This is a genomic window from Cycloclasticus pugetii PS-1 (assembly GCF_000384415.1).
GTDB classification, from domain to species: domain Bacteria; phylum Pseudomonadota; class Gammaproteobacteria; order Methylococcales; family Cycloclasticaceae; genus Cycloclasticus; species Cycloclasticus pugetii.
Window position 1 is genome coordinate 482,940 of the sequence record NZ_ARVU01000001.1, and the last position, 17,463, is coordinate 500,402.

Genomic DNA, 17,463 nt, shown 5'->3' on the forward strand with positions numbered 1-17,463 from the left:
AGCGGTACTTCTATGGTTTATTTTTTTTAGTTTAGTTATTTACGGGACGTATTTTTTTGTTGGTACATTAATGAGTCGGCTTGGTTTAATAAAGACTCTATTGATGGGGTTTGTTCTAGATTAATGGGGATTATACCTTCACTGAATTCAATGTTATAACCACGATTGGCTGTTTTATTGTATAGCCTTAGAGCACGACGAAAACGGGCCATTGTTTTTTCGGCAGGTTGAGCGAAGGTGTCAGTTAATAAAATAGCGAATTCATCACCTCCTATCCGTGCAAACACGTCAGACTTCCTGAATGATTTTTTCATTAATTCAGCAAAGGCAATTAGCGCAGTGTCTCCTTCAGCATGTCCAAATGTATCATTAATGGGTTTAAAACTATTGAGGTCTAGAAAAGCAATCGAAACAGGAATATTTTGGCGGGTGCATATTGTTAGACTATGTTCAGCTAATTTAATAAAGCCTCTTCGGTTAGATATTTTTGTGAGTTCATCAAGCGTTGCTAGTTCGATAGCCATCAGTTCGCGTGATGCAAGGTCAGCAAGATCATTCAAGATATCTAAGTCTTCTTGACTAATATCTCTGGGCTCTTGATCAATAATACATAACGTGCCCAACATACTGCCGTCTAAGTGCCTTAGTGGGCAACCAGCATAGAAACGAATGAACGGGTCATTTAGCACGAGTGGGTTATCTGCAAAACGTGGGTCAACCAGTGTGTCAGGGACGATGAAAATGTCATTACCCAAAATAGTATGCCCACAAAACGAAATATCTCGGGGTGTTTCACAGACACTAAGGCCAACACAAGATTTGAACCATTGACGGTTTTCATCTACAAGGCTGACCAGAGCAATGGGAACATTAAACATGCGTTTAGCTAGGCGTGTTAAACGGTCAAACCGCTCTTCTGGCGGGGTGTCTAAGACATTGAGTGAATGAAGTGCTTTGAGACGGCTTTGCTCATTATCCGGAATGATTGGTTTTTCCATTAAACCCTCTTTAGTTTAAGGTATCTTTATAGAGTATAGGTGTTAGTGTCTACTTTACTAGACCATTTTGTAGGATTTGTTCAAACTTTTTAACGGGCACAGGTTTAGAGTAAAGGTAGCCTTGACCATAGTCACAGCCCATTTCACTTAATAAGTCTTGTTGTGCTAATGTTTCAATACCTTCTGCGACAACTTCTATACCGAGGGCGTGAGCCATAACAATAATGGCATTACATAACTCACGTTTGTCACTGTTTTCAACAATTTCTTGGGTAAAGGATTTGTCTATTTTTAAGAAGTCAAAGCCAAATTTATTTAAATAGGACAGTGATGAGTAACCGGTTCCAAAGTCATCTAGGGACAGTTTTACGCCGTTATGCTGCATTTGTTTAAATTGCAACATTATGTTTGGGTCTTCTTGGAGTAATAGACTTTCGGTGATTTCAACGACTAAGCCAGGTTCTGGGTAGTTTGATGCTCGACTTAAGGTGTCCATCCAATCGGCGTGTTGACTGAGTGATTTAAACTGCACAGGCGATTTGTTAATACTCACTTGGAAGTCAGCTTGAAAATGTTGACGCCAATGCTTTAGTTGGGCTAACGCCTGTTGAAACACCCAATCGCCAATATCTATGATTAGGCCAGACTCTTCTGCAATAGGGATAAACTGTAGCGGACTAATAATGTCTCTTTGTGGGTGATTCCAGCGTAATAAGGCTTCTGCTTTTATAACAGTGTTAGTTTTTAGCGAGATAATGGGCTGATAATAGAGCTCTAACTGATTTGACGGTAATGCAGTACGTAGGTCATTTAAAATAGAGGCCCGATAATTTGCATTTTCTTGCATGGTTTTGGTGAAGTAACAAAAACGACCTTTCCCCTGAGCTTTTGCGTAATACATTGCTTGGTCTGCATGCCTTAATAAATCAACGATGCTGTCTCCATCATCAGGGTAAAAGGCAATGCCTATGCTAGCGGACACATAAGCAATTTCTGTATCGAGCTTAAACGGCCGGCTTAATGATTCAATAATAGCATTAGCGACGCGCTCTACACTGTGCGGGTTGTTTAAGTCCGTCATAACGATGGTAAACTCATCGCCGCCTAGTCTAGCGAGCAAGTCGGTTTCGCGGACACACTCAGAAATACGTTTTGCCGCGTCAATCAATAATAAATCACCGAGATCATGTCCTAATGAGTCATTAACTTCTTTAAAATGATCTAAATCTGCAAAAAGCACGGCAAACGGAATTTTAGTTCGATGATATTTGGTTATTTCTTCACTAATGCGTGTTTTTAACAGGTTGCGGTTTGGCAATTTTGTTAGGCTGTCATGATTGGCCTGTTTAATAAGCAGCTCATCCATTTTTTTCTTTTCGGTAATGTCTGAAAATAATGCCGCACGCTGAAGTACCTCGCCGTTATCATCGTAAATAGTTGTTATCGTTAGCCATTCTGTGTAATGTTCGCCATTTTTCCGTTTATGCCAGACTTCCCCTTGCCATTGGCCAGTATCAGCCAATGATTTCCACATCTTGTCGTAAAATTTTTCATCGTGCCGACCTGATCTTAAAATATGAGGGGTTTTACCAATTACTTCTTCAACAGAGTATCCCGTCACGGTAGTAAAAGAGGGGTTAGCGGTAATAATTTTATAGTCTTTATCAATTAACAACATGGCCTCAACAGAATGTTGGAAAATGGCATTGGCTAGGTTTAGTTGCTTATTAGCTTCGTATCGTTGAATAGCGATTTCAATTAATTTGACATAAAAAGAAAATAACTCAATATTTTGAGTCGTCATAGGCATTGCTTTGTCGCGAAAATGTATAGCAATAACGCAAGTGTCGTCTGATGATGAGAGGTCGATGGGTTCTAACCAGCAGGCATTAAACCCTGTTTCGGACATTATTTTATAGTCAGTTGGCTGCTCGCTACTGGTGGGAATATGCTCTATGACTTTCCGGCCTTGCTGTATTGCTTGCTTATATAAGCAGTTGCTGGACTCTGTAAAGCTTTGGCTAATAGCTTGTTGGTAACTATCGGGCATTGAAGGGGCCGCTATTAGAGATAATTGGTTCTTAGGGTCGGCTAATAATATGCTACAGCGAGTGTTTGGGATTTCATGTTCTAACCCAGTGGCAATTTGCTCCATGACGGTAGACAGATTGTGAGAGTCCAATAATTGTCTAAGTACTTCTTTGTGTAGCTTTTCTTGCTGCTCATTTCGTTTACGTAGGCTTATGTCATGAACGGTAGCCTGGATTAGTAACTGGTTATCAATAACCATTGAGCTGAGCTCGACGGATGCAGGAAATAGCTCGCCATTGAGCTTTTTTAAACGCCATTCGAAAGACTGCTTTTGTTGTTGAAGAGCTAAGTTAATATAACGTTCAGCGGTTAAGATTGTATCTGAACCGTCTAGTTGAGTGCTGGCAGACCATTCGGTTATCTTGGTGCCAATAAACTGGTCTCGGTGACGACAGCCAAAGAGCTTTAAAGAAGTTGTGTTGCAATCTATGAGCGTTTTATCATCACAAATGATGATGGCGGATTGAGACGTATCAAACAAGGTTTTGTATTTAATTTCAGACGCTTTAAGGTCTATGGCCTGAATTGCAAGCTTGGTTGAGAGGCTTTGGTTGTATTGCTTCGTTAAATTGGTTTCATTTGTGCGCGAGACAGCGGGTTCTATTTGAATTTTTTTATCAACGGGTGAGACTATATTTTTAATTTGAATGATAAATTGCTCAGGGTCTGTTGGTTTGGCGATGAATAAATCGGCGCCAACTTCTTTTGCTAAAGCTTCATCAACATCTTCAGTAAAGGTTGCTGAATAAAAAACAAAAGGAATCTTTTGATAGCGTTCATCAGACTTAGTAGACAGGCAAAAGCGGTACCCGTCCATTTCTGGCATTAAGATATCGCTGATAATCAGGTCAAAATTTTGTTTAGCCAATTTATCCATCGCATCTTGACCATTTTCTGCGCCAACGGTTTGGTAGCCATGCCCTTTTAAAAGGGTCATCAGCATCAACCGATCATCTTCGATATCTTCTGCAATTAAAATGGTGTTTATAGCTAACATGACGCTAATGCTTGGTGGATTTGATCGATGATAGTGTCTGGGTTAATGGGTTTTTCGATATAACCAGAACACCCTGCTTTGAGGGCTTTATCCTTATCGCCATCTAGAGCATAAGACGTTAATGCAACGACGGGAATGTGGCGATGGGGTGTGGATTGTTTAATTTGTTGTGTCGCTTCTAAGCCACTCATATCAGGTAGCTGTATATCCATTAAGATTAAGTCAGGTTGCTCATCCAGCGCTTTGTTAACCGCCTGTGTACCATTAACAGCTTCAATGGTTAGAAAGGCATTGTTTTTTAGGATGTAGGTAATAAGGTAACGGTTATCAGGGTTATCATCGACAATTAAAATAGTTTTCATTTGCTGGCTCCTCCAATGGGTAATGTTAAAGAGAAGTTGCTACCTTTATTAGGTTCGCTGGTCATGGTTATTTGTCCACCAAGTTTGTTAGCTAATCGTTGTGAAAGATAAAGCCCTAAGCCAGTGCCTTTACCTCGTGGATTGTTGGCTTGAGTTGGGTTGAGTTTGCTAAACGGTAAAAAAAGTTTGTTGGCATCATCGTCGCTGATTCCGATGCCAGTGTCAGAGAAAGTCACGGTAAAAAACGATTCTCTTTGAGTGAGTGAGATGGCGATTTCTCCCTCATTGGAGAATTTAATGGCGTTATCCAGTAGGTTAATTAGGATTTGTTTAATACGGCGCTTATCACTAAAACAAGAAAAGCTTTCAGGTAGGTTTGATCGAATAGTTAACTGCTTGTCTAAACAGGCTTTTGAGAGTATTTGGATAACGTCTTTTATTAACTCGATTAGATCAAAATTATGGTTAGTAATTGACACAACACCTGACTCTATTTTACTGACATCTATCACATCATTAATCAGGGTTAATAAGTGAGACGCGCTCTTTTTGACAATGCCGAGTTGTTTAGCTTGTTCATCGGTGATCTCGCCGCTCATGCCTTGCAACATAATGCCGGTGAAACCAATGATTGAGTTTAAGGGGGTTCTTAGCTCATGACTCATAGAGGCAATGAACATGCTTTTTATTTGGTCCATTTCCAGTAGTTTTTGATTGGCGCTGAGCAGGTCTTTGGTTCGTGATGCAACACGGCGTTCTAAATCAGCGTTCAGTAATTCAATATGCTGTTTAAGTTGTAATTGCTTGGCCATTTCTTCTTCTAAATCGGTGTTTTTTTGTTCGAGTTCAAGCAGTTTATCTTCTAGTTTATGGACTAATCGGCTGCTGTATTGCCGTAAATACTGCTGTTCAGATTCTATCAGCGGGCTTTTAGCATCGGGTGTGATGTTGTTCTTTTCAACTTTAAACGGTTTGGCTAACTCTTCTTTGATGATGTTTAATAAGTCTTGTGTTTTTTGAGGTTTGATGAGAAAGCGATTTGCGCCAAGTTTTAATCCAAACTCTTTATCTTTTTCATCGGTATACGTGGCCGTATAGAAAATGAAGGGGATGGAGCAAAAACGATCATTTTGCTGAACTTGTCTGCAAAACTCGTAACCGTCCATAATGGGCATTAAAATATCGCTGATAATTAAATCAATATGGTTAGACGTAGTGAGTTGTGCTAAGGCATCTTCACCATTCACAGCGCTGAGGACCTTATACCCCTCTCGTTGTAAAATGCGTGACAATAACTCCAAGTTTTCTGAAAGATCATCGACGACTAGAATAGTTTGCATGGTCATACTCTTAAGCCTTATGGCTGAGTTTAATCACAACTTTTTTCAGCGTTTTTTGATTGATACATGGCATGTAAAAGCTCTATTTTTTCAATCAGTTGGTCTAGGTTAATGGGTTTGGGTTCATAGTGGTCGCAACCCGCATTAATGGCTTTTTCTTGATCTGATGTCATAGCATGAGAGGTGACGGCGATAATAGGCGTATGCTTGCCTAGCGGCTTTTCATGTTTACGAATGGTTTTAGTTGCCTGCCAACCATCAATGATCGGTAAATTCATATCCATTAAAATGACATCAGGCGATACTGACAGGGCTAACTCAACTCCTTGTTGACCATCTTCAGCAAGGATCATGTGGTAGCCTTTTCTATATAAGCGTCTACTCAACATATCACGGTTCATTTCATTATCCTCCACCAGTAGAATTTTAAGTGTCATAGGCTTTTAGAGCACTAGTTTGGATGCGGTTAATAATTTGTAGAATGACATCATCGGTATTCATGAGCAGTGATGTTTTGGTAATGATTTGTTGAGTCGAGGTCTTTAAGAGGTCTTTTTCAACGGGGGATAGGTCTTTGGCTGTCATAACGATGATGGGAATTTCTTTGGTATTGGGTAGTTGGTGTAGTTTTTCTAAGAATGTAAAGCCATCCATTTCAGGCATCATCAGGTCTAGCAGAATCAAGTCGGGGAAGTGGTTTCTTATTTTATTAACGCCTTCTTTACCGTTGAGTGCTTTTGTTATGGTGCAACCAAAATTTTCGAGGGCTTGTTCCAGTTTAGCTATGGTGCTTACTTCATCTTCGATAATTAATATCTCAGGCATTTTGTTGTTGCTAATAGCTTTACTGACGACACGTAATAAATTGTTTTTATTAACAGGTTTGTTAAGGTAGTCAATTGCGCCCAATTCAAAAGCTTTTTTCTTTTCATCTAAAAAGGTGCTCATGACAACAGGGATATGTGCGGTACGCTGATCAGATTTTAAAATTTGTAAAACTGTCCAGCCGTTCATTTCGGGCATCATGATGTCTAATATGATGACTGAGGGGGCGTGCTCACGGGCTTTTTTAACACCAGCTTTGCCATCTTGAGCGGTAATGATCTTAAATGGCATTTTATTAAGGTGTCGGCTCAATAATGTGTGTACTTGGGGGTCATCATCAATGATTAAGATGGAGCCTTTAGGGCTACTTTCAGGCGAAGTGTTTTCTTTTGGTTGTTCTGCTAAATAGGTTTTTATTTTAACGAGGGTTGATATATCAATGGGTAACGTTACCGTAAATGTTGATCCGCTCCCTTTGGCGCTATTGACCTTAATTTCACCACCCATTAGTTGGCAGATTTCCTCGCTTATCGGTAGACCTAGCCCAGTACCACCATATTGTCGAGTCGTACCACTATCTGCTTGAACAAAGGGGATGAAAACTTTATCTAATTGGCCGGGTGTCATACCAATACCGGTATCTTCTACGCTAAAAATGAGTTGTGAGTTTTCCTTTTGTACAGACAATGTTACTTGCCCCTGTTCTGTGAATTTGCTTGCGTTTGACAATAAATTAAGGAGAACTTGGCATACCTTTACAGTGTCAGTAATGCAATCACCAAGATCGTCTGGGCATATAACATTGAAGGTGTTTCCATTTTCTTCAATTTGCTTTTGTGCGACTGTCACGACCTGATTAATAAGTCTTGAAATAGCAATTTTTTCTGGCATCAATTCAACGCGGCCAGCTTCAATTTTAGCTAAATCGAGCACATCGTTGATTAGGCTCAATAGGTGATTGCCTGCCGTGTGAATTTTTTCTAAGTCTGCTACTTGTTGTGTAAGACCAACGTCTTGAGCATCTTCAGTTAATAATTCGCTATAACCAATAATAGCGTTTAACGGTGTTCGTAGTTCATGTGACATATTGGCAAGAAATTCAGACTTCATTTGGTTAGCTACCTCTGCGGACTGTTTCGCTAATAAGAGTTCTTTCTCGATCGCTTGACGCTCGGTAATGTCACGCATAATACCGGTATAAAAATGCCGGTCAGCAACAACAGTTTCGCTGACAGAGAGGTCCATTGGGAAGGTGCTGCCATCTTTACGAAGGCCTGTTACTTCACGGCCGGTGCCGATATGCTCATTGTGATATAGCTCAGGTATTAATATAGTGATGTTTTTGCCAATGACTTCTTCTGGCTGGTATTGGAAAATACGTGTGGCGGCGGCATTGAAGCTTTCAAGTGTGCCTTTGGAGTCTAAGGTGATAATGCCATCTACCACGGTGTTTAAAATGGCATTTAAACGTGCTTCACTTTCTCGAATAATAGTGCTGGCCGCCATGGCTTCGTTATGAGCCAGTTCATCTTGCACCCAGTTTGCTAAATCGTTTAGCACTTTTTTTTCAGTGGATGAGAGTTTTTTGGGTTGTGAATCAATCAAGCATAATGTGCCGATAGCATAACCACTATTTGTTTGGAGGGGAGTGCCTGCATAAAACCGAATATTAGGTGCTGCAGTGACTAAAGGGTTGTCTTTAAATCGTGGATCTAAGAGGGTGTCTTGAACTTCAAATACATCGGATTGTAAAATAGTGTGGCCGCAGAAAGAAATTTCTCGGGATGTTTCACACACAGAAAGGCCTTGTTTGGATTTAAACCACTGGCGATCTTCATCCACTAAGCTAATTAACGCAATGGGCACGTTAAAAAACTGCTGAGCAATGTTTGTTATGCGGTCAAAGCGCTCTTCATCAGGCGTGTCAAGAATGTTGAGCTTTTTTAGAGCCTCAAGACGTTGAGTTTCATTGCTGGGTTGTTTGGGAGCATCCATCCATGAGTCCTATTCAGCATACCTATGAATTAACTGTAACTCGATAGTATTATTTTGTACATATATTTCCCCCTCACTTTTAAGATGTTTGAAATAAAATAAAGTCTTCAAATTAGGTTGATTAGTGTTTTATTTGTGTTGCCCTAGTTAGTCAAAAACTTTTTTGATATCGGTAAATTTTTCGGTAATGGCATGGACATTACGATAGCCCATTTCATGTAGTCTGGCTGCGGCTAAAGATGCACGGCCACCACCTGCGCAATGGATAAGAATCAGAGTATCAGGGTCGGTGCAATGGTTTTGTACTTTCATTTCTAATAGGCCGCGAGGAATGTTGATGGCCTGTTCAAGCTTTGATTCGGTGGTCTCATGTGGTTCTCGAACATCCAAAATAATCAGGTTATTTGACTGCCCGGCAAGTTCTTTAGCTGCAACGGCATCAAGGCAATTGCATATTTTTTGGGCTTCTTTAATAAAATCACTGGCGGGTTTGATCATGAGATTATCCTTTTGAGTAGAAGTTTAATAATAAATTTTTGACACAAAAAAAGCAGCCGGGAAGGGCTGCTTTTTAATGTTACTTAAACATAAATTCTTAGTGTCCAGCGCTTGCGTCAGGGAGTTGAATGGTAATCCATTTCCACTCCGTTAGTGCATCAACGTCGACCTCGATTCCTTCTCTGCCAAAGCCACTGTCGCCTGTACCGCCAAAAGGTACGTGAGGTTCGTCATACAAAGTAGGGGCGTTGATATGAACCATGCCAGAGTCAATGTTCTCGGCAAAATCTAAGGCTTTATTTAAGTCGTTAGTAATAATAGCCGAGCTGAGTCCATAGGGCGTATCATTTGCCATCTCGAGAGCGGCCTCATAATCTTTAACCGAATAGACCGAGGTTACAGGACCAAAAGTTTCTTCGTAGCAAACATCCATCTCTTCTGTGATCCCGGTTAGGATCGTTGGCTCACATTTATTACCCTGCCAGTTACCGCCGGTTTCGATGGTAGCACCTTTTTCTACTGCATTGTCTATATGACGGCGTACTCGGTCACGCTGGCGTTGAGAGATAATAGGGCCAAGGATGGTGGACATTTCACGTAAGTCGCCCATAGACAGTTGGCTTGCCGCTTGTTTATAGGCTGCGATGAATTGATCATAAATACCTTCTTCAACAATGATTCTGCTGGAGGCCATACAGGCTTGGCCTTGGTATAAAAACATACCAAAAATAGCCGTTTTGACTGCTAATCCAAGGTCAGCATCTGCCAAGATAACGAGTGGGCTTTTTCCGCCAAGCTCAAGCACGGCGTGTTTCATTTGTTTACCGCAAATTTCACCAATATGTTTACCTACTCGGCTAGAACCAGTAAACATCACTGTTTTAACCAGTGGGTGGCTGTTTAAGGTATCACCTACGTCAACACCAAAGCCAGAGACAACATTAACAGAACCCGCAGGGAAGCCGGCTTCATGCAGTAGTTGAGCAAAACGGAAAGACAGTGTTGGTGCTTCTTCTGAGGACAGTAGTACAACGGTGTTGCCCGTTGCCAAAGGTGAGGCGACTAACTTTGCTGCTTTAATCAACGGTACGTTAAACGGTGTGATGGCAGCAACAACGCCTAAAGGTTTACGTACGCTCATGCTGAGCCGGCCCGGTGTGTCAGATGGCATGGTTTGCCCAGTAACACGGCGAGCAACGCCTGCAGCAGCACGTAAATGAGTAATAGCATAGGCAATTTCAAAATTGGCTTTGTTTATTGGTGAGCCGATTTCGTCAATTAGAATGTCCGTAAACTCAGCACGATCTCTTTCCATTAAATCAGCTGCTTTACATAGCATTGCTTCGATATCTTTTGCTAATGTTTTGCTATAAGTTTGAAAGCAACGATGTGCTGCTTCTACTGCTTTGTTAATATCTGCATCATTTGACTCAGCAGCTTGGCAGTAGAGAGAATCGTCTAACGGGTTGAGAACGTCAAAATATTTTCCACTGTCGGGTTGGGTGTGTTCACCGTTTATCCATAGATCATGTTTGGTAGTCATGTTTGTCCTTTAATATTAAAGTCTTTAAGTTAATGTTTTAATTGAAAAGCTTGCTATTAGTGGGCTTGATCGTAGCCAGGCATTTGAATCGTAATCCATTTCCATTGTGTTAACGCATCAATATCAACATCAACACCTTCACGACCGAAGCCACTGTCGCCAATACCGCCAAAAGGTACATGTGGTTCATCGTAAACACTTGGCGCATTGATATGTATCATGCCTGTTTCTACTTCATGTGCTAACGATAGCGCTTTGTTAAGGTCGTTGGTGTGAATAGCACCGCTGAGTCCATAATGTGTATCATTTGCGAGTGCTAACGCCTCTTCAGCGTTTTCAACAGAGTAAATGGAAGTCACCGGGCCAAACGTTTCTTGGCGACAGACAATCATGTCCTCGGTGACATTGGTAAGAATAGTCGGCTGACAACGGTTGCCTTCCCACTCACCACCGGTAACGAGAGTCGCCCCTTTTGATACGGCATCTTCAATATGTGTGCGTACTCGGTTGCGTTGGCGTGGTGAAATAATGGGCCCTAAGATGGTCGACATCTCATGTAAGTCTCCCATTGATAACTGCTTGGCCGCAGCGCTATACATTTCAACAAATTGCTCGTACACAGCTGCTTCTACAATAATACGGCTGGATGCAATACATGCTTGGCCTTGATAAAAGAACATACCGATAATGGCATTTTGTACCGCTAATCCAAGGTCGGCATCAGCTAAAACGATATAGGGGCTTTTACCACCGAGTTCTAGAACACAGGGTTTCATGTTACGGCCACAAATTTCGCTGATGTGTTTACCGACTACACTGGAACCGGTGAACATAACGGCTTTTACTAGAGGGTGGTCGGTCAAAAAGTCACCAACATCCACACCGAAACCAGACACGACATTTAAGCTGCCTGCAGGAAAGCCTGCTTCTTCTATCAGTTTGGCAAAACGGAAAGAGACCGCAGGTGCTTCTTCGGAGGTTAATAATACGACAGTATTACCAGTCGCTAACGGTGAGGCAACTAATTTTGCAGCTTTTAATAAGGGAACATTAAACGGAGTAATGGCAGCAACAACGCCCAATGGCTTACGCACACTCATGCTTAAACGACCCGGTGTGTCGGATGGCATGGTTTGACCTGTAATACGACGTGCGCTACCAGCAGCAGCGCGGAGCTGGCCAATTGTTTGAGTGACCTCAAATTGTGCTTTGTTGATTGGAGAGCCGACTTCATCAATTAGGATTTCAAGGAATTCTTCACGGTCTCTTTCGAGCAGGTCAGCGGCTTTTGTAAGCATTGCTTCACGGTCTTTAGCTAAGCATTTTCGATAGCTGGAAAAGCAAGCATGAGCAGCATCTACTGCTTTGTTGATATCTGTTTGATTAGACTCGGCGGCTTTGCAATAAAGGCTGTCATCTAGCGGGTTAAGGACATCAAAATATTTTCCAGAAGCTGGTTTTGTGTGCTCTCCATTAATCCAAAGGTCATAGGTTTTAATCATAATAAGTATCTACTGTTAGTAAGGTTTGAAGAATAAGTTAATTAAAATAACTCGGCGTATTGTTACAACTCAATTATGCTGAGTCGTGCATTAAACAAAATGCTTAGTGACACGACTCAGCAATAATAATATGGAGCAGTTTTAACCAAAAACAGACTGCGGATCGAGTGCTTTTTTAACACGGTTTTTAAGTGTTTTGAGTCCATCTAGACTGACGGCATCAACGGCTTCTTGCATGTCCGCATCCACTAGGCAAGTAGGGTATCCTTGAGCTGAAAAGTCGTCAATAAGCTGCTTAGTGAGTTGACGTGCTTGTGCTAGTTTTTCAGCATCACCTGTAGGGTAGAGCACTTGAAGCTGCGTCATCATGGTACGCCATGTCAGCGCAAACTGACCGATGATGTTAAGCTCCGCTGGGTTGTTAACGCTTTGTAGCAGCGTTTGCATCTTAACTGCATCGTCACCATCAATTGGGCTAGCAAAATGTACATTGATGGATGAGTAGCCTGATAAGTTTGGATTAATTGTATTGAATTTTCCATCCATCTTCATTTCACGCTGAGCCCAGATAGGGTTATTGGCAGTTTCCTCAGGCATTAAAAATTTAGCCCCTTCAATTTGGCTGAAGGCGCCATTAATAGCTTGCCATAAGAAATCAACGTTGGCTGGCATGTTATACAAAGCACCGTACATATTCCAAGCACCCAATTGGTGTTTTGTCGCCGCTTCATCGTTGTTACCAATGTCTTCCAGCGCTTCAGTAGAGAATTGCGAGGCGTCAGACTTTGCGGAAGCGACAGTTACCGTATTTGGAACCAGCATATTAATTTTCATGTCGCGCATAATCTCAACGGCTTGATTCATGGCTGCTTCGTTTGGCAGTTGAATGGCAAACGGTCTATAAGCTGGTGCCTTGGGCATTAGCCAGATACCTACTTTGGTAATAATGCCTAAGCTTGATTGGGTAAAGGTGCCGTCAATATAGGGACCAAAACCATATTTAAATAATTGCCACGAGTCGCTGTTTGGCATCGCCCCCATACCTGTACGTATTAAACGACCATTCGCAAGCATCACTTCCATACCACATTGCATCATGAGGTGGTCACCATACGGCGTGTAGCCATAACTTCTATTGCTGATCCCACCTGAAACCGATTGAGTTGAGTTTTTATCAAAATCAACGATAAAAGGAATGTTATTGGTTTCTAAGTATTCATTGAGTTGAGCATAGCTAACGCCAGGCTCGATCAGTGCATAAGCAGCTTGAGTGTTAACTTCGATAATACTATTAAGCTTTTTAAGATCAATAACTACGATGGCACCTTTTGCGGGAATAGGCGCGGTGTTTATTTCTCCAGGGCTTAATAGATTGAACAAGGAATAGCTTTCATCTGTGGAAGAGACCAGTAGATTTTTTAATTCATCTAGATTGCTAGGCGTTACCACGGCGATGAATTCACGCTCACCATTATTGATGCGGTCTGTTAGAAATTGATATTCTGTAGGTTGATCTGAAGCGCTAATGACGTTGTCAGCACCTAATAAGCCGTTAAGGTTTTCTATAATATTTTTCATGCTGATAAACCTATTTATATTGAGCCGGAGGCATAATTATTGGATATGGTTTTTCAGGATCAACCCTGAAAAATGCTTCCCGTTCCTCGTAATCTATGGAAGTAGCAGGCTCACTATCTCGCCATGTAAACTCACAGGCGCTACAATGAAAGATTGTCCAAACGAGTTCACCTTGAGCATTGTGACCTTTATGTTCAACTCGGATTTTTTCTTCGGCGGCTTGGCAGCGTGGGCATAAACTCATGATTGACCTCCATTTTGTAATGATTGAATAACCTTAGCTAATTCATCAATATTTGCCCCCGATGGTGGGGTAACAATTTTTGAGTCGGAACCCAATTTATCGGGTGGCATAAAGCTTGTTGCATCAATAATTAAGCGATGACCTTTGCCCGCAACTTCTGCTGCCGGATCAATCGGAATCAATGGCATATTGGGGATAACAATCGTGTCATCAGCCCGGGTACGTGTTGATAAGGCCCACATCACTTCGTTTAGGTCGAAAGGATCAACATCATCATCAACCATGATTAAGTTTTTAAGGTACATGGTGCCATGTGGCGTGCCAAGTGCTCGCATGGCCACTGATTTTGCGAAGCCAGCAAACCGATTCTTAACCGATATTACGCCGGTAAGGCCATGCTGATACAAGGCGTTAACAGCAACAACTTCAGGAAAGTCTTTTTTAAGTTGTGCGTAGATTGGTGCTGATGTGTTTAGGCCAATTAAGGTGTCGTGCTCTGTCCAGCCGCGACCAATGTAAATATTTTCAAAAATAGGGTCGTTGCGGTGTGAAATAGCCGTTACTTTAAAGCGAGGTATTTTTCTAACGCCACTATAACTGCCAGGGAACTCACCAAAAGGCCCTTCAAAGCTACGCACACCATTCATTAGTTCTGCTTCGATAACCATTTCTGAATCAGCCAAAATATCCATGCCGTTGCCTGATTTTGTTAGTCGTAGCGGACTACCCATCATTTGAGATGCATAGGCAAACTCAGACTCTTCATAACCAACAGGTGTTGCTGCAAACATACACATAGCTGGGTGGTTGCCGAGCATGACGGATATTTTTAATGGTACATTTTCTTGTTCAGCAGCGACAATGTGACGACCCATATCATGTGCAGGAACTGACAGCAGGGTAAACTCGCCCGGTGCTTGCACTTGAATACGGTAAATCCCGACGTTTTGCTTACCAAAGTTTTCGGGGTCTCGTGGGTCACGGCTGACAACATTAGCCTTGCCGATATAAAAGCCACCGTCATATTCATTAATACGATAAAGCGGTAATAAATCATAAAGGTTGAAGTTGTCAGTCAGGCGATTTTCGTTGACTGGAGCAGCTTCTGGTTCAATAAAATCGAGTAGTGGTTTATCGTCACCCCAACGAGAAATAATGTCGTAAAACAATTCTTTTATAGTGGTGCCTTTAGGGTGCCCCAACAATAGTGCTAGATTGGTGAAACTACCATGTACGCCTAGGACGAGTTTTTTGCCTGGGTAGCCAGCGATATTATTAAATATAACAGCTGGGCCATTCATTGAATCACGACCAGCAGCAACAGCTATATTGCGAATATCTGGTTCAGGCATGACTTCATCAGTCCAAGTAATACATTGGCCATTTTCTTCTAAAAATTCTAGAAAATCACGTAAGCTGCCAATACGTTCGCCAACAGCTTTGGCTTCAGCGGATAACGGTTTTTTGTCGGTACTCATTATTTGCTTTCCTTATTTGCGTGTGCTTTAGCACTGTCAACGATATATGCTGCTAAGTTATCTAGTTCCTTATCATTAATGTCTGTTGGGCGGAAAGGAGGCATCTCTAGCAGCCCGTCTCTAACAATATATTTAATATAGTCAGGAACTAAGTCTGTACGTTCTCTAATAACGGCTAGATCCTTGCCACGAACTAGAGCAAGTTGTTTGGTGGCCGCATACGCATTACCAGAATCGTGACAACCAGCGCAGTGTAGGTCAAAAATTACCTTTCCTGAGCGGTTGCTAGGCTCATAGTTTGAAGTAGGCTCTGCCACAGTTTCAGGAATTACGGCAGTTTCTTTTTGAGTGCTTGGTTCTGGGTTTGTTGCAGAATCTGTTGTTTGTTGATCGCAAGCAGTCAAAAACAGAAGACTTGTAATAATTAAAAAATATTTACTCATGACTCACCCCTTAAATTTTTTGGCCAAATCCCCTGTTTTCCTGGAGAAAGGATTCCATTTGGGTCTAATTCATCTTTTAGGGCGTGATGGGTGTCCCAAAGTGCGTTATCGTTCCATGAAAATGTGCCAGCGATTTGGTCCATAAAGGATAAGTGAGTACGGTATTCGCCGTATCCTAAGGCGGCTGCCTCATCAACTAAAATGGCGAATAGATCGTGAGCGCGCTTTTTCTCTTCTGGGCTCATGCGGTTAAACATCAGCATAAAGATATGGTGTTGATCTCGCCAGCCAATTAAGAATTCGCCAATGTAGTCAAAGCCGTATTCGTGTGCACGTTTTTCAATCATCTTGTATTGATTCATAGATGATTTGCCATCAGCGGCTGAAATAGGCGAGAAGTTAATATGACCACCGCCACCAACCCAATTCAGTAGGCTGAACTCAGTCATATTAGGAACACCTTTCATTAGTTTGACGCGGTAATCCCAACCGGGGTCACCTTTTCTGGTGTCGTCATAATGAAATTTTGCGCCTGGAATACTACCAAATGTATCTCTGATAACATCCATATTGTTTTTCATCATAGGGCCTGGGCCGTATACAGCACCGTAGTAATTCCAGATACCCAAATCGAGGTCCTTAGCCATTTTTTTACGATGACTGTCTGGCATTGGGCCTTTGCCCGTATAGTATTGACTACGGCTAACAGACATGGCTGCTTCCCATAGTAAATCAACAGTCATTGGTGCATTATGAATGACTTGATTAACCCGAAGTGGTAACGAGAGGTCGGTTACTGTTTCAAGGTCATGCTCATTTTCCAGAGTAATCATAAAAGGTGTATAGCCCGGAGGTTCTGGCATTAACCAGATGCCCATACGAGTAATGACACCAAAGTTTGATTGGGTGAATAATCCATCAATCGCAGCGCCTTGACCGTACTTGTAGAGGCCGCCTGTTTTACTGTTTGCAGTAGTATCCATGCCGGTTTCAACGACAGTACCATCAGCAAGCACGACTTGCATACCACATTGCATTAATAGATGATCGCCATAAGGTGTGTAGCCAGCGCCGTGCTCAGAGGTGTTACCGACAATTCCGCCCCAGGCGGGTGCGGCACAATCAATCCAAAGCTTTGAGCCTTTTTCTTGAAGGTAGTTATATAAGTCATAATAGCTCACACCAGGCTCAACGATTGCGTAACCATGTTTCTCGTTAACCTCAAGAATTCTATTCATGAGCTTTAAATCCAGAACAATATAGCCGGGCTTACGAGGAGCGGGGCCACCGTAGGCAAAGTTTTTACCGGTGGAAATTGTCCAAACAGGTATTTTGTAATTATTAACGATGGCAAGAATTTTTTGGATTTGCTCAACATTATGAGGTGCAACAGCAGCGGATGGAGCAAAGTCAGCATCATTGGTGGTGTTATAAGGGTCTCGATAGCTGCGAAGTTCTTTTATGTCATCCAAGTAAACATATTCTTTGCCGACGACTTTTTCGATCTCGGCAATCGCCGCATTAAGCTGGCCTAAAGTGATGCCTTGTGGGAGTGGTTTAGTCATGGTT

General features: G+C 42.0%; 14 protein-coding genes. All 14 read right to left on the minus strand.

All coding sequences use genetic code 11. The features are described from left to right. Window positions 1–35: 35 nt before the first annotated feature. The 14 genes from CYCPU_RS0102430 to CYCPU_RS0102495 all read right to left on the minus strand — a co-directional run bounded on the left by CYCPU_RS0102430 (window position 36) and on the right by CYCPU_RS0102495 (window position 17,459). Window positions 36–998, minus strand: a complete 963-nt coding sequence (locus CYCPU_RS0102430) for a sensor domain-containing diguanylate cyclase (protein WP_020161834.1) — start codon at window positions 996–998, stop codon at window positions 36–38. A 49-nt stretch (window positions 999–1,047) separates the two neighbouring features. Beyond that, window positions 1,048–4,086, minus strand: a complete 3,039-nt coding sequence (locus CYCPU_RS0102435) for an EAL domain-containing protein (RefSeq protein WP_020161835.1) — start codon at window positions 4,084–4,086, stop codon at window positions 1,048–1,050. Further along, window positions 4,080–4,448, minus strand: a complete 369-nt coding sequence (locus tag CYCPU_RS0102440; protein ID WP_015005294.1) for a response regulator — start codon at window positions 4,446–4,448, stop codon at window positions 4,080–4,082. Before CYCPU_RS0102440 ends, CYCPU_RS0102435 begins: the two co-directional genes overlap by 7 nt. After that, entirely contained in the window at window positions 4,445–5,794 is a 1,350-nt protein-coding gene (locus CYCPU_RS0102445; RefSeq protein ID WP_020161836.1) for an ATP-binding response regulator, read from the minus strand. Before CYCPU_RS0102445 ends, CYCPU_RS0102440 begins: the two co-directional genes overlap by 4 nt. Before the next feature lie 23 nt (window positions 5,795–5,817). Next, window positions 5,818–6,225 (minus strand): response regulator, encoded by a 408-nt coding sequence (locus CYCPU_RS11670; protein ID WP_051088446.1) that lies wholly within the window; start codon window positions 6,223–6,225, stop codon window positions 5,818–5,820. After that, window positions 6,215–8,608 carry a response regulator gene (locus tag CYCPU_RS0102455; protein WP_020161838.1) on the minus strand — a complete coding sequence of 798 codons (2,394 nt, stop codon included), beginning with the start codon at window positions 8,606–8,608 and terminating at the stop codon, window positions 6,215–6,217. The genes CYCPU_RS11670 and CYCPU_RS0102455 overlap by 11 nt, the downstream gene beginning before the upstream one ends. Window positions 8,609–8,755: 147 nt before the next feature. Beyond that, window positions 8,756–9,106: a rhodanese-like domain-containing protein gene (locus tag CYCPU_RS0102460; protein WP_016389842.1), complete on the minus strand. Its 351-nt coding sequence runs from the start codon at window positions 9,104–9,106 to the stop codon at window positions 8,756–8,758. A 97-nt stretch (window positions 9,107–9,203) separates the two neighbouring features. Then, window positions 9,204–10,649 (minus strand): aldehyde dehydrogenase family protein, encoded by a 1,446-nt coding sequence (locus tag CYCPU_RS0102465; protein WP_015005299.1) that lies wholly within the window; start codon window positions 10,647–10,649, stop codon window positions 9,204–9,206. Window positions 10,650–10,705: 56 nt separating this feature from the next. Beyond that, complete coding sequence (locus CYCPU_RS0102470) at window positions 10,706–12,151, minus strand: aldehyde dehydrogenase family protein (protein ID WP_020161839.1); 1,446 nt, start codon at window positions 12,149–12,151, stop codon at window positions 10,706–10,708. A 141-nt stretch (window positions 12,152–12,292) separates the two neighbouring features. Beyond that, complete coding sequence (locus CYCPU_RS0102475; RefSeq protein WP_020161840.1) at window positions 12,293–13,729, minus strand: FAD-binding oxidoreductase; 1,437 nt, start codon at window positions 13,727–13,729, stop codon at window positions 12,293–12,295. Window positions 13,730–13,739: 10 nt separating this feature from the next. Continuing rightward, window positions 13,740–13,973, minus strand: a complete 234-nt coding sequence (locus tag CYCPU_RS0102480) for a non-oxidative hydroxyarylic acid decarboxylases subunit D (protein ID WP_020161841.1) — start codon at window positions 13,971–13,973, stop codon at window positions 13,740–13,742. Further along, on the minus strand, window positions 13,970–15,451 hold the full coding sequence (locus CYCPU_RS0102485; RefSeq protein ID WP_016389838.1) for a non-oxidative hydroxyarylic acid decarboxylases subunit C: 1,482 nt from the start codon (window positions 15,449–15,451) through the stop codon (window positions 13,970–13,972). The genes CYCPU_RS0102480 and CYCPU_RS0102485 overlap by 4 nt, the downstream gene beginning before the upstream one ends. Further along, window positions 15,451–15,894: a c-type cytochrome gene (locus CYCPU_RS0102490; protein WP_020161842.1), complete on the minus strand. Its 444-nt coding sequence runs from the start codon at window positions 15,892–15,894 to the stop codon at window positions 15,451–15,453. Before CYCPU_RS0102490 ends, CYCPU_RS0102485 begins: the two co-directional genes overlap by 1 nt. Further along, window positions 15,891–17,459, minus strand: coding sequence for an FAD-binding oxidoreductase (locus CYCPU_RS0102495; RefSeq protein WP_015005305.1), 1,569 nt, complete (start codon window positions 17,457–17,459; stop codon window positions 15,891–15,893). The genes CYCPU_RS0102490 and CYCPU_RS0102495 overlap by 4 nt, the downstream gene beginning before the upstream one ends. Window positions 17,460–17,463: the final 4 nt, after the last annotated feature.

Bases quoted from the DNA above. Each gene is read 5' to 3' on its own strand.
- CYCPU_RS0102430 (WP_020161834.1), bottom strand. From the start codon at position 998: ATGGAAAAACCAATCATTCCGGATAATGAGCAAAGCCGTCTCAAAGCA.
- CYCPU_RS0102435 (WP_020161835.1), bottom strand. From the start codon at position 4,086: ATGTTAGCTATAAACACCATTTTAATTGCAGAAGATATCGAAGATGAT.
- CYCPU_RS0102440 (WP_015005294.1), bottom strand. From the start codon at position 4,448: ATGAAAACTATTTTAATTGTCGATGATAACCCTGATAACCGTTACCTT.
- CYCPU_RS0102445 (WP_020161836.1), bottom strand. From the start codon at position 5,794: ATGACCATGCAAACTATTCTAGTCGTCGATGATCTTTCAGAAAACTTG.
- CYCPU_RS11670 (WP_051088446.1), bottom strand. From the start codon at position 6,225: ATGACACTTAAAATTCTACTGGTGGAGGATAATGAAATGAACCGTGAT.
- CYCPU_RS0102455 (WP_020161838.1), bottom strand. From the start codon at position 8,608: ATGGATGCTCCCAAACAACCCAGCAATGAAACTCAACGTCTTGAGGCT.
- CYCPU_RS0102460 (WP_016389842.1), bottom strand. From the start codon at position 9,106: ATGATCAAACCCGCCAGTGATTTTATTAAAGAAGCCCAAAAAATATGC.
- CYCPU_RS0102465 (WP_015005299.1), bottom strand. From the start codon at position 10,649: ATGACTACCAAACATGATCTATGGATAAACGGTGAACACACCCAACCC.
- CYCPU_RS0102470 (WP_020161839.1), bottom strand. From the start codon at position 12,151: ATGATTAAAACCTATGACCTTTGGATTAATGGAGAGCACACAAAACCA.
- CYCPU_RS0102475 (WP_020161840.1), bottom strand. From the start codon at position 13,729: ATGAAAAATATTATAGAAAACCTTAACGGCTTATTAGGTGCTGACAAC.
- CYCPU_RS0102480 (WP_020161841.1), bottom strand. From the start codon at position 13,973: ATGAGTTTATGCCCACGCTGCCAAGCCGCCGAAGAAAAAATCCGAGTT.
- CYCPU_RS0102485 (WP_016389838.1), bottom strand. From the start codon at position 15,451: ATGAGTACCGACAAAAAACCGTTATCCGCTGAAGCCAAAGCTGTTGGC.
- CYCPU_RS0102490 (WP_020161842.1), bottom strand. From the start codon at position 15,894: ATGAGTAAATATTTTTTAATTATTACAAGTCTTCTGTTTTTGACTGCT.
- CYCPU_RS0102495 (WP_015005305.1), bottom strand. From the start codon at position 17,459: ATGACTAAACCACTCCCACAAGGCATCACTTTAGGCCAGCTTAATGCG.